The 12,461-nt window shown below is 67.4% G+C and carries 13 protein-coding genes; 12 read left to right on the top strand and 1 reads right to left on the bottom strand.

The features are described from left to right. Positions 1-37: 37 nt before the first annotated feature. Positions 38-808 (bottom strand): helix-turn-helix domain-containing protein, encoded by a 771-nt coding sequence (locus ACS5Q7_RS20710; RefSeq protein WP_478341154.1) that lies wholly within the window; start codon positions 806-808, stop codon positions 38-40. 201 nt (positions 809-1,009) lie between these two features. Between ACS5Q7_RS20710 and ACS5Q7_RS20715 the strand changes: the two genes are divergently transcribed. The 12 genes from ACS5Q7_RS20715 to ACS5Q7_RS20770 all read left to right on the top strand — a co-directional run bounded on the left by ACS5Q7_RS20715 (position 1,010) and on the right by ACS5Q7_RS20770 (position 11,999). Next, complete coding sequence (locus ACS5Q7_RS20715; RefSeq protein WP_478341155.1) at positions 1,010-1,522, top strand: redoxin domain-containing protein; 513 nt, start codon at positions 1,010-1,012, stop codon at positions 1,520-1,522. Further along, positions 1,488-2,018 carry a DsbA family protein gene (locus tag ACS5Q7_RS20720; protein ID WP_478341156.1) on the top strand — a complete coding sequence of 177 codons (531 nt, stop codon included), beginning with the start codon at positions 1,488-1,490 and terminating at the stop codon, positions 2,016-2,018. Before ACS5Q7_RS20715 ends, ACS5Q7_RS20720 begins: the two co-directional genes overlap by 35 nt. A 111-nt stretch (positions 2,019-2,129) precedes the next feature. After that, positions 2,130-4,037 carry a molecular chaperone DnaK gene (gene dnaK, locus ACS5Q7_RS20725; protein ID WP_478341157.1) on the top strand — a complete coding sequence of 636 codons (1,908 nt, stop codon included), beginning with the start codon at positions 2,130-2,132 and terminating at the stop codon, positions 4,035-4,037. A gap of 140 nt (positions 4,038-4,177) precedes the next feature. Further along, on the top strand, positions 4,178-4,798 hold the full coding sequence (locus ACS5Q7_RS20730) for a nucleotide exchange factor GrpE (protein WP_478341158.1): 621 nt from the start codon (positions 4,178-4,180) through the stop codon (positions 4,796-4,798). A gap of 56 nt (positions 4,799-4,854) precedes the next feature. Further along, the gene (locus ACS5Q7_RS20735; protein ID WP_478341159.1) at positions 4,855-5,730 is read left to right on the top strand and encodes a DnaJ C-terminal domain-containing protein; all 876 of its coding nucleotides are present in this window, start codon (positions 4,855-4,857) and stop codon (positions 5,728-5,730) included. A 14-nt stretch (positions 5,731-5,744) separates the two neighbouring features. Then, positions 5,745-6,068: a chaperone modulator CbpM gene (locus tag ACS5Q7_RS20740; RefSeq protein ID WP_478341160.1), complete on the top strand. Its 324-nt coding sequence runs from the start codon at positions 5,745-5,747 to the stop codon at positions 6,066-6,068. Between the two features lie 145 nt (positions 6,069-6,213). After that, positions 6,214-6,513, top strand: coding sequence for a putative quinol monooxygenase (locus ACS5Q7_RS20745; protein ID WP_478341161.1), 300 nt, complete (start codon positions 6,214-6,216; stop codon positions 6,511-6,513). Between the two features lie 320 nt (positions 6,514-6,833). Continuing rightward, positions 6,834-7,988 carry a glutathione-independent formaldehyde dehydrogenase gene (locus tag ACS5Q7_RS20750; protein WP_478341162.1) on the top strand — a complete coding sequence of 385 codons (1,155 nt, stop codon included), beginning with the start codon at positions 6,834-6,836 and terminating at the stop codon, positions 7,986-7,988. Between the two features lie 85 nt (positions 7,989-8,073). Continuing rightward, positions 8,074-8,403 (top strand): FmdB family zinc ribbon protein, encoded by a 330-nt coding sequence (locus ACS5Q7_RS20755; RefSeq protein ID WP_478341163.1) that lies wholly within the window; start codon positions 8,074-8,076, stop codon positions 8,401-8,403. Positions 8,404-8,462: 59 nt separating this feature from the next. Beyond that, a complete protein-coding gene (locus ACS5Q7_RS20760; RefSeq protein ID WP_478341164.1) occupies positions 8,463-9,029 on the top strand; it encodes a type 1 glutamine amidotransferase domain-containing protein in 567 nt (188 codons plus the stop codon). A gap of 176 nt (positions 9,030-9,205) precedes the next feature. Beyond that, on the top strand, positions 9,206-10,126 hold the full coding sequence (locus ACS5Q7_RS20765) for a Vgb family protein (RefSeq protein WP_478341165.1): 921 nt from the start codon (positions 9,206-9,208) through the stop codon (positions 10,124-10,126). Positions 10,127-10,235: 109 nt separating this feature from the next. Next, positions 10,236-11,999, top strand: coding sequence for a PQQ-dependent sugar dehydrogenase (locus ACS5Q7_RS20770; protein WP_478341166.1), 1,764 nt, complete (start codon positions 10,236-10,238; stop codon positions 11,997-11,999). The last annotated feature ends 462 nt before the right edge of the window (positions 12,000-12,461 follow it).

A 12,461-nucleotide genomic window follows, 5' to 3' on the forward strand; every position in this document is an offset into this window, starting at 1 on the left:
CGAGATCGGCTAAAAGGTGCTCCCGACAGCTGAAAGACTAGCGCGCGTCGCGTATCTGGCCGCCGTTCATGCGCCGAAGGGCGCCCGGATCGAGGAGGGTGACAGTGCGGCCGCGCGTGGCGATCAGCCCGTCGCGGCGCAGCGTAGTGAACGTCCGGCTCACGGTCTCGTTCGAGAGGCCGAGATAGTCGCCGATGTCGGTGCGTGACATCGGCAACGCGATCGATCGACCGCTCGACACCCGGTCTATCAGGTCGATCAAAAAATACGCGAGCTTCCGCGTGGCGTTGGCGCGGCCGAGCGCCGAGAGATCCTGGGCGCGCTCGGTCATCCGCAGCAGCCACAGGAGAAGTTCGCTGGCGATCTGCGTATCGGACGCCGCGAGCGCGTTCAGCCGGGCACGGGAACAGCGTATGGCCCGCGTGCCGCTCACCGCCTCTGCGGAAGAGGCATGCAACGGGGACCGCTCCAGACCGAAGAAATCGCCGGACAAATGAAACCCGCGCACGACCCGATTGCCGTCGCGACCGACGTTGACCGTGCGGACCATGCCGGCAACCACCCAGTAGACGAACTCGCCAACATCGCCTTCGGCATAGAGTGTCGTTCCGGGCGAGAAATGCGCAACCCGGCCGAGGGCGGTGATGCGTGCCAGCGTGAGAGCGCCGGCGCCCAGGGCCGTGACAGGTGGCCGATGAACCTGCGGGCCGGGAGTGGGCAGGACACGACTATACTGCAGCATGTTGCTCCCCACGCGCGAGATCTCGAAGATCGGACATCGCAGCAGGTCGCACCATGCGGAGGGCATCTAGGGACTATCCCGGACCCCTCTCGCTCTCTGCGGCTCCGCGGCATCGGCGGCGCCTGTGCGCCGCAGGGACCGGCGCGGACGCGTTGAAGAAGCAGCCCGAATATCCGCCATCGGAACTGACGCTCGTCAGTGCCACGGCCCCATGCCGCGTCGTCAAATGCGCCATGGCCGCTCCGCAGGCCATCCAGGAGATGCAGGATGGGACACATCTTAGCGCCCGGAGTTACGGCGCCCGATTTCACACTGCACGTTACGCCGGATCAGACCCTTTCTCTCAATGATCTGCGCGGACGCCCCGTTGTTCTAGCGTTCTACCCCGCGGATTGGAGCCCGGTCTGCGGGGATCAGATGGCGGTCTACAATCAGGTCTTGCCGGAATTCCGGCGGCATGATGCCGAAGTCATCGGAATCTCGGTCGATGGTGCCTGGTGCCATCAGGCCTTCGCCGAGACGCGCCATCTCCATTTCCCCCTGCTCGCGGACTTCGAGCCGAAGGGCGCGGTCGCCCGCCAATACGGGGCCTACCGCGACGGCGACGGTGTCTGCGAGCGGGCGCTGTTCGTCGTGGATCGCGAGGGCCGCATCTTCTGGAGCTACCGCTCCCCGATCGCCGTCAACCCCGGTGCGGACGGCATCCTCGATGCGCTGGATCGACTTGATACTCAGGAGACAAGCGATGGCCGAACTCAGAGTGCCAGTGTCGGCGGCTGATCATGTCCGAGGCGGTGCCACCGGGCGGGTGGTGCTCGTCGAGTACGGCGATTACGAGTGCCCCTATTGCCGCGCCGCGCATGGTGAGGTCCTCCAGCTCGGCAGGCACTTCGGCGACGACCTCACCTACGTGTTCCGCCATTTCCCGCTTACCGAGATCCACCCGCTCGCGGAGCCGGCCGCGGAGACCGCTGAATTCGCGGGGGCGCAGGGTCGGTTCTGGGACATGCACGATGCGATCTACGCGCATCAGAACCAGTTGAGTCTGCCGTTCCTCGTGGGCGCAGCCCGGGCGCTCGGCCTGCCGGAGCGCGAATTCGAGCTTGCCCTCGAGACGAAGACCTATGCCCCGAAGGTCGCGCAGGACTTCCTGAGCGGAGTTCGAAGTGGCGTCAACGGGACGCCGACCTTCTTCGTCAACGGCCATCGGCATGATGGTCCGTTCGATTATCGGCATCTGGCGGATGCCATTCAGTCTCTGCGTTCCAGGCCATAGTCCACGTTTTCGGCGGCCGGCTTCACGCGGCCTGCGGGCCGCTGCAGGAGATAGCGATCCGGCCTCGCTCTCGATCGGTCCGCACTGCGCAGACAGGAAGGAGTATCTCCCATGGCGAAAGTGATCGGCATTGATCTCGGCACGACGAACTCATGTGTCGCGGTGATGGATGGCAGCAAGGCCAATGTCATCGAGAACGCCGAGGGCGGTCGCACCACCCCATCGGTGGTGGCCTTCACGGAGGCCGGCGAAGTTCTGGTCGGGCAGCCGGCCAAGCGACAGATGATCACGAACCCGGAAAACACCATCTTCGCCATCAAGCGGTTGATCGGGCGGCGTTACGACGATCCGGTCACCAAGAAAGATATCGGGATGGTGCCCTACAGAATCGTATCCGGGCGGAACGGCGACGCCTGGGTCGAGATCAAGGGCAAGACGTACAGCCCGAGCCAGATCTCGGCCTATATCCTGCAGCGCATGCGGGAGACCGCCGAGCTGAAGCTCGGTCAATCCGTGACGCAGGCGGTCATCACGGTGCCGGCCTACTTCAACGACGCGCAACGGCAGGCCACCAAGGATGCCGGCAAGATTGCCGGCCTCGAGGTGATGCGCATCATCAACGAGCCGACGGCCGCCGCGCTCGCTTACGGCCTCGACAAGAAGGGCAGCGGCCGCGTCGCGGTCTATGACCTCGGCGGCGGCACCTTCGACGTCTCGATCCTGGAGATCGGCGACGGTGTGTTCGAGGTGAAAGCCACGAACGGCGATACCTTCCTGGGCGGCGAAGACTTCGATAACCGCGTGGTCGAATACCTTGCGGCCGAGTTCAAGAAGGATCAAGGCATCGACCTGAGCAAGGACAAGCTCGCGCTCCAGCGCCTCAAGGATGCCGCCGAGAAGGCCAAGATCGAGCTGTCCTCGGCCACCCAGACCGAGGTCAACCTGCCCTTCATCACGGCCGATCAGGCCGGGCCGAAACACCTGAATATCAAGCTCTCCCGCGCCAAGCTCGAAGCCCTGGTCGACGACCTGATCAAGCGCACGATCCGGCCATGTGAGGCTGCGCTCAAGGATGCCGGGCTGCAACCGTCCGACATCGCGGAGGTCGTCCTCGTCGGCGGCCAGACGCGGATGCCGAAGGTGCAGGAGGTGGTCCAGTCCCTGTTCGGGCGCGAGCCCCATCGGGGCGTCAACCCCGACGAGGTCGTGGCGATCGGTGCCGCGATCCAGGCCGGCGTGCTCCAGGGCGACGTCAAGGATGTGCTGCTCCTCGACGTGACGCCGCTGTCGCTCGGCCTCGAAACGCTCGGCGGCGTGATGACCAAGCTGATCGAGCGCAACACCACGATCCCGACGAAGCGCAGCCAGACCTTCTCGACGGCGGAGGACAATCAGAGCGCCGTCACGATCCGGGTCTTCCAGGGGGAGCGCGAGATGGCGGCCGACAACAAGATGCTCGGCCAGTTCGATCTCGTCGGCATCCCGCCGGCGCCCCGCGGCACGCCGCAGATCGAGGTGACCTTCGATATCGACGCCAACGGCATCGTCAACGTGACCGCCAGGGACAAGGCCAGTGGAAGGGAACAGCAGATCCGCATTCAGGCCTCGGGCGGCCTGGACTCGAGCGAGATCCAGCGCATGGTGCGGGAAGCCGAGGCCCACGCGGAAGAGGACCGGCGCCGCCGGGAACTGGCCGATGCCCGCAACCAGGCCGATGCCGCGATCTACACCGCCGAGCGCAGCCTGGACGAGGCAGGCGAGCGCGTGCCGGGCGATCTGAAGACGGAACTGCAACAGGCCATCGAGGGTCTGCGCGGGGCGATCGGCGGCGAGGGTCTCGACCGCATCCGGCAGGCGACCGGGCGCCTGTCGCAACTGGCGCAACGCTTGGCTCAGGTGATGAGCGCGCAGCCCGAAGCACCCGAAGCCGGTGCGCGCGGCGGCGGAAGCGGCCCGCAGCCGGAGGTCGTCGACGCGGAATTCGAGGAGCACGGCCGGGGGGACCAGAGCGTGCACTGAAGCCGTAGTCCCGTCCCCCATCATCGGCTCGACGCGCTCGCGCCGAGCCGCTTTCACCACGTCGCAACCGAGCAGCCTGCCTGACCCGTTTCCGAGGCTTCCGGCAGCCTGACTTCATCCGCGTCGGAAGGAGGCATGCTATGGCCGAAAAGCCTTTGGATCACGCCGGCTCTCCGCCCGTCTCCCTGCGGCAGTTCTCGTCGCCGGATACCCCGGAGGTCGGTGCAGCTCCCGGCGCGGGGGTGGGCGAGACCGCCGCCCTGAAGATCGAGAATGCTGCGCTTCACGACCGGGCCTTGCGCGCCCTGGCTGAAGCGGAAAACACGCGGCGTCGATCGCAACGCGACTTGGAGAACGAGCGGAACTACGCGGTGACCGGCCTCGCCCGCGAGCTTTTGCCGGTTTTGGACAATCTGCGCCGGGCCATCGTCGCGTACGAGCAGGCGCCGTCCCAAGGGGCGTCCCAAGCGGCGTCCCTTACCGACGGGGTGCGCGCCACCGAGCGTCTGCTCACGGCGGTCCTGCAGCACGTCGGCGTGCAGCGGGTCGATGCCCTTGGCGCTCCGTTCGACCCGTCGCGGCATGAGGCCATGATGGAGGTCGATGACCCGGCGACCGCGCCCGGGACCGTCCACGACGTCATGGAGGAGGGCTACCTGCTCCACGATCGGCTGCTGCGCCCCGCTCGAGTCACCGTGACCCGTCGCGGCGTGGCTCGGGATGATCCCGGAGAGACCATTCCCTCGAATGAGCATTCCTAGAGCTTCGTCCGCAACGGGTGCGGGCTGCACTTCACGACGGCAGCAGGGAGGAGGCGTTGAGCGACGATCCCTATGCGATTCTGGGTGTGAAGCGCGACGCCTCGCCGGAGCAGATCCAAAAGACCTACCGCAAGCTCGCGCGCAAACTGCATCCGGACCTGAACCCGGGCAACAGGGAGGCGGAAGAGCAGTTCAAGAACGTGTCGCGGGCCTACGACCTGTTGAACGATCCAGAGAAGCGCGCACGGTTCGATCGCGGCGAGATCGACATTTCCGGCGTCGAGCGGCCAAGACAGCGCTACTATCACGACGTGTCGGAGCCATCCGCCGACCATGCCTATGCCAGCGACGCGGGCTTCGCGGATTTCGAGGTCGACGACTTCCTGTCCGAGATCTTCGGCCGCCGGGGCCGGGCGGATGTCCGACGCCGGGGCGCCGATGTCCGCTACCGCCTCGACCTCGATTTCCTCGATGCGGTCAACGGCACCACCCGGTCGGTAACCCTGCCGGACGGCGCGACGCTCGATGTCCGCATCCCGCCGGGCACGAGCGACGGGCAGACCCTGCGCTTGCGCGGCAAGGGCGAGCCGGGTCGGAACGGCGCGCCGTCCGGCGATGCGCTGATCGCAGTGGATGTGCGACCGCACCCCGTCTTCCGGCGCGCGGGCGACGACATCCATTTCGACCAGGGCGTCCCGCTGCACGTGGCGGTGCTCGGCGGCCGGATTGCCGTGTCGGCCCCGTCCGGGTCCGTGACCCTGACGATCCCGAAGTGGAGTACGTCGGGCAAAGTGCTTCGCCTCAAGGGCAAGGGCGTCCCGCGCGCGGACGGGACCGCGGGGGACGCCTACGTCAAACTGCTGATCAAGCTGCCGGACAAGCCCGATCCCGAACTCGAACGCGTGATCGCCGCGTGGCACCGGCCTGCATGAGGAGGGGTGACGGCATGGATGCGCGCGAATTCCAGGTCCGCTCGGACCTGCCCCCCGAAACGCTTGCGATCTGGCTCGACAGCGGCTGGCTCCAGCCGGCGCTCCGGGATGGAGCCTGGCACTACGTCGAGATCGATTTGGCCAGGGTCCAACTGATCCGGGATCTACAAGCCGATCTCGGTATCAACGACGAGGGTATCGCGGTCGTCCTCGACCTCATCGATCAGGTCGGCGGCCTGCGGCATGTGCTGCACGCGATTGTCCGGGCCTTGCAGGCGCAGCCCGACCTCGTCCGCCGGCAGATCGTCGAGGCCTGCGCGGCGCAACGCCGATCCTGACGGCGAACTGACCAGCATCAGGGCCGCCTCGCGGCCGACCGGCTAATTCGACACGAACCCGTCGCGACCAGGAAAGCGGGCCGGACCGGATCCCAAACGGCGGCGACGTCCGCAGTCACCCGGACTTTTCGAAAGGAACAGGCAGATGGTCAAGTTCGCGCTTCTCGTCGTCCTGAACGCCAAGCCCGGACAGGAAGCGGCGGTCGAGACGTTTCTGGCGGATAGCCAGCCCATCGTGCAGGACGAGCCCGGAACCATCGCGTGGTTCGGCCTCCGCCTGGGTCCTTCGACCTTCGGGATCTTCGACGCGTTTCCCGACGAGGCGGCACGGGACGCCCACCTCTCCGGCCGCGTGGCGGCGGCCCTGATGGAGAGGGCCCCCGATCTGTTCGTCACCGACCCGCAAATCGAGAAGCTCGACGTGCTCGCGGCGAAGCTGCCGTGACCTGTGGACCGGATCTCGTGCCGAAGCGACGCTCGCATCGGCAGGTGCGACCTCGAAGCATCGTCTGTCTTTTATACCTCACGTACCGACATCGTCATTTGCGAACGAAGCGAAGCAATAAGGCTTCGCGTCGAGCAAATTCGGCTGCCAAGACACAGTTTTTTCCATCATAAATCCAATCTGCCGATACAGACGAGGAGCATTTCTTACGAGCCTGGCGCTGCATTACGGAGAACACCGTAGGCATCGACCGGATAGTATGATTACCGGCGGCATGTACTCATTCGGGCCGGCAAACGACTTCAGATCAGGAGAGCGTGATGCGAGCAGTCGTCTACAATGGTCCACGTGACGTGGCGGTGCAGGACGTACCCGACGCGCGGATTGAGCGGCCGACCGACGTGCTGGTGCGCATCACGAGCACCAACATCTGCGGCTCCGACCTGCACATGTACGAGGGCCGGACCGACTTCCCGCGTGGGGGCGTCTTCGGGCACGAGAATCTCGGACAAGTGGCCGAAGTGGGCCCTGCCGTCGATCGGGTGAAGGTCGGGGACTGGGTCGCCCTTCCCTTCAACATCGGCTGCGGCTTCTGCAGGAATTGCGAGCGTGGCTTGAGCGCGTTCTGCCTGACGACGGCCGATCGCAGCGTCATGCCGAACATGGCCGGCGCCGCCTATGGCTTCGCCGACATGGGGCCGTATCGGGGCGGCCAGGCCGATCTGTTGCGCGTTCCCTACGGGGATTACAATTGCCTGAAGCTGCCGCCGGACGCGGAGGAGCGACAGAACGACTATGTCATGCTGGCCGATATCTTCCCGACCGGCTGGCACGCCACCGAGCTCGCGGGGCTGCGTCCCGGCGAGTCGGTCGTCATCTACGGCGCTGGCCCGGTTGGCCTGATGGCGGCCCTCTCGGCGATGATCAAGGGCGCCTCCATGGTGATGGTCGTCGATCGCCATCCCGACCGCTTGCGCCTCGCGGAGTCGATCGGCGCCCTGCCCATCGACGATTCGAAGGGCTCTCCGGTAGACCAAGTGCTGGCTTTGACGAACGGCATTGGCGCCGACCGCGGCTGTGAGTGCGTGGGCTACCAAGCACACGATCCGCAGGGTCACGAGCACCCGAACATGACCATGAACGACTTGGTCAGATCGGTGAAATTCACTGGCGGCATCGGCGTTGTCGGCGTCTTCACGCCGCAGGATCCGGCGCCGCAGGACTCTCTCTACAAGCAGGGCGAGATCGTATTCGACTACGGCCTCTTCTGGTTCAAGGGTCAGAAGATCGGCGTCGGTCAGTGCAACGTGAAAGCCTATAACCGGCAGTTGCGCGATCTCATTGCGGCGGACCGCGCGAAGCCGTCCTTCATCGTCTCCCATGAGCTTCGTCTGGGAGAAGCGCCGAAGGCCTACAAGCATTTCGACGCCCGTGACGAGGGTTGGACGAAGGTGATCCTCAAGCCGGCCGCCTGAGCTGCCGAGCCGATCTCTCGATCCGGGCGGTCGCTCGCCCGGCTTCTTCCCCGTCTCGACGGACAGGCTGGAGCGCGAGGACGCCATGCCGATCTACGATTACGCCTGCGACCTGTGCGGGCCGTTCACGGCCATGCGGCCCATGGCGCAGTTCCAAGCCCCCTGTGCCTGCCCCGAATGCGGTGCCGAGGCCGCACGGACGGTCCTGAGCGCACCGGCCATCGTCGGCGGCAACGCGGGTGGCCGCGCCGTCTTCGCTGCGACCGAAACGAGTACGCCCCCCTCGCGACCGGCTTCGGGGGGCCACCCGGCCGGCTGTGGCTGTTGTGTGCGCCGCCTGCCGCTTCCGGGCGCCCTGGCCGGAAGCGGACGGGTCTTCATGGCGCACGGACCAGTCCGGCATGGCGGTCCGTGAAACAGCCCGCAGGGGGCTGCCCCCATCGCACGCAAACCCGGCCAGACCGAGGAACAATCATGGCTTCCGACACCCTCACCGGCCTGAAGGTCGCAATCCTGATCACGGACGGTTTCGAGCAGGTCGAAATGACCGAGCCGCGCAGGGCGCTGGACGAGGCCGGTGCCGAGACCCGGATCGTGTCGCCGAAGGACGGCGCGGTGAAGGCCTGGAGATTCACCGAATGGGGCGATCAATTCCCGGTTGACGTGCGCCTGAACAGCGCTCGCCCCGATGAGTACGACGCTCTGCTGCTCCCCGGCGGCGTCATCAACCCCGACACGCTCAGGACGATCCCCGAAGCCGTGGCTTTCGCGAAAGGCTTCTTCGACGGAGGCAAACCCGTCGCCTCGATCTGTCACGGCCCCTGGACCATCATCGAGGCGGGCGCCGCGCGCGGGCGACGCCTGACCTCCTGGCCGTCACTCCGGACCGATCTCCGAAACGCGGGAGCCGATTGGGTGGATGAGCAGGTGGTCGTGGACGGGAACCTCGTCACCAGCCGCAAGCCCGATGACATCCCTGCGTTCAACCGGGCGGTGATCACGCTGCTTTCTGGCTCACGAGGGGGCGTTCGGCCCACTTGAGCCGCAACGACCACGCTCGATCGCACAGGGGCTCTCGCCCTTTCCCGCAGCCGAACGGAGATCCCGCCATGGGGCGAACCGAGGTCCGCGTCCCGCCGTCCGGAAACGTGCCGCGCCGAAGCGTCAGTCTCGCGCTGGCCGGGTGCCTCATCCTCGCGGCCGTTGGAGCCGGGACGATGGCGCGGGCCCCCCCCCGGGACACACGCGAGATCGCGCTGCCCGGAGAGGCCGCGTATCCCGAGAGCATCACGGCTACCGCGGATGGCACCCTCTACGTCAGCAACTTCGCGGGGGGCGGCGTCACCCGGATCGGGCCTGGGGCATCTTCGGGCGAGGTCTGGATCGCGCCCGGCGCGTTCGGGACCCGCTCGACCTTCGGCGTGCTCGCCGACGAGGCGTCGGGCACGCTCTGGGTCTGCTCGAACGATCTCTCGGCGCTCGGCATCCCAGGGCCCAGCGATGTCAAAGGCGCCGCGCTGAAGGGCTTCGACCTGAAGACCGGCGCCGGCAAGATCAGCGCGCCGTTCCCCGTCAGCCCGGCGATCTGCAACGACATCGCCCTCGGACCCGACGGGGCGGCCTACGTCACCAACACGCTGGGGCCGCAGATCCTGAGGCTGAAGCCCGGCGCGCAGACGCTGGAGGTCTGGAAGAGCGACCCGCAGCTCGCGCCCGCGGGCAAGGATGCCGGGCTCGACGGCATCGCCTTCGGTACCGACGGCAACCTCTACGTCGACACCTTCACCAAGGCCAAGCTGTTCCGGATCGACGTGAAGGACGGGGAGGCCGGCGCGGTGACGCCGCTGACGCCCTCGCGTCCGCTGGTCCTCACGGACGGCCTGCGGCCACTCGGTGACGGCTCCTTCCTCATGGCCGAGGGCGGCGGCCGGCTCGACCGGATGACCGTCTCCGGGGATACGGCGACCGTGGAGGTCTTACGGGACGGCATCGCCGGCGGCGTCACCAGCGCGGCCAAGGTCGGCGCGATGGTCTTCGTCACGGAGGGGCAACTCGCCGTCATCACCGAGCCGGCGCGGAGGGGCACCAAGCCCGAACTTCCGTTCCGCGTTCTGGCGGTGCCGCTGCCCAATCGCTGACGACCGCGGGCGCGCGAGGATTTCGCCATCGCACCGCCCGTGATCGGCCGCCCGTCTTCGGCTAGATCTTGCAACCGTGGTTCGTGGCATCGCCCCAGGAGGGCACACCATGCGTCGTATCCGTTCGTCGACCCTTGCCCTGTCCGCCGGCGTCGCGACCGCCGCCCTTCTCGCCGCCTGGCCGGCGGCTCGGCCCGCGCGGGCCGCCGACTCGACCTGTGACGGTGGCACGGGCGGCCTGAGCCTGCCGGCCGGCTTCTGCGCCTCGATCTATGCGGATCACATCGGCCATGCCCGGCAGATGGCCGTGGCGGTCGACGGCACGCTCTACGTCAACACGTGGAGCGGCGTGTACTACAAGAACGACACGCCCCCGCCGGGCGGCTTCCTGGTCGCGCTCAAGGATACCGATGGCGACGGCAAGGCCGACGTCACGGAGCGCTTCGGCGAGAGCCAGGCCGAGGGCGGCCATGGCGGCACCGGGCTGGCGCTCTACCAGGGCGCGCTCTACGCCGAGAGCAACGACCGCATCATGCGCTATCCGCTGACGACGGGCGAGAGGGCGCCCAAGGCCAAAGGGGAGGTCGTCATCTCCGGCCTACCGTTGACGGGTGACCACCCGATGCACCCCTTCGCGATCACGCCGAAGGGCGATCTCCTCGTCGATCTCGGCTCAGCGACGAATGCCTGCGAGGTGAGGAACCGCGTACCAGGTTCGCCCGGCAACGAACCCTGTACCGAGAAAGAGACCCGCGGCGGCATCTGGCGCTACGACGCGAAGGGGCGCGATCAAAGGTTCTCGCCCGCCGAGCGGTATGCGGCTGGCATCCGCAACGGCGAGGGCATCGCCCTCGACGCGCAAGGGCGGGTCTTCTCGACCCAGCACGGGCGCGACCAGCTCCACGAGGACTGGCCGAAGCTCTACACGGCCAAGCAGGGCTACGAGCTGCCCTCCGAGGAAGTGGTCGAGCTGAAGCAGGGCGCCGATTACGGCTGGCCGGAATGCTACTTCGACCCGGCGCAGAAGAAGCTGGTGCTGGCCCCGGAATACGGCGGCGACGGCGGTCACAAAGTTGGGCTGTGCGCCGACCGGCAGGGGCCGGTTGCGTGGTTCCCGGCGCACTGGGCACCCAACGACATGAAGTTCTACGTCGGGACCGGGACCGGATCGGCCTTCCCGACAGCCTATCGCGACGGCGCCTTCATCGCCTTCCACGGCTCGTGGAACCGGGCACCCGGCCCGCAGGGCGGCTACAGCGTCGTCTTCCAGCCGTTCAAGGACGGCAAGGCCGCGGGCGACTTCGTGGTGTTCGCCGATGGCTTCGCCGGCGCCGTGAAGGAGCCGGGCCGGGCCGAGTACCGGCCGTCCGGCCTCGCGGTCGGACCGGACGGGGCGCTCTACATCTCCGACGACGTGAAGGGGCGCATCTGGCGCGTCACCTACACGGGTGGCGATCCGAACGCGGCGGTTGCGGCCGCGCCGCCCCCGCGTAACGCCGCGACCGCGTCCAGGGAGGCGCCGCCGCCGGAGGGCGTGCACCCGGTTGCCGCGCTGCCGGTTCCGAAGGGCGCGACACGCGAGCAGGTCGCGCTCGGCGACCGGATCTTCCACGGGGAAGCGGCCGGCGCCACCTGCGGCGGGTGCCACGGCTCGGACGGCAAGGGCTCACCGGTGGGGGCGGATCTCACCAGCGGCCACTGGCTCTGGAGCGACGGCAGCTTGGCGGGCATCGAGCACACGATCGCCGCCGGCGTGCCCGAACCGAAGGAACACCAGAACGCGATGCCGCCCATGGGCGGCGTGGAGTTGTCCGAGACCGATCTGAAGTCCGTCTCGGCTTACGTCTGGGCTTTGGGCCATTACGGGAAGTAATGGGTCTCACCGCCGGGCGCGCCCACGCTGGCCGATTGGCATGACCCAACATACCGGGGGCGTGGCAGACGAGGACGACGGGCTTGCGGGCCCCAGAGCGTCATCTCGATCAGCCGGTCTGGGAGTGACGTGAGGCCTTCGCGCTCGTCCCGCGAGGCATGAGGGATGGGCGGTTCGCCGAACCGCGCCGGCTGGCGCGGTCACCGGGACCGTCCTTAGGGACACCCCTTAGTAAACCGGGGGCTCCCGCCTACGTTTGTCCACCACGACAAGGGTCGAGATAGGGGGCGACTCAGCACGCCGCCGACAACGCCGGCGTCGGCGCGCTCTCGCTGACGGAGGCTGATCTCAGTCAGCTCGACGCGGCATTCCCGCTCGGCGATCGGCCACGTCATCTTCCGATGCTGTAGGCCCGTGATGTCCGTGGAGCCGGAGCGGTCGCTCGCGCCTGGATCGTGCGCC

This window comes from Methylobacterium sp. Gmos3 (assembly GCF_056430985.1).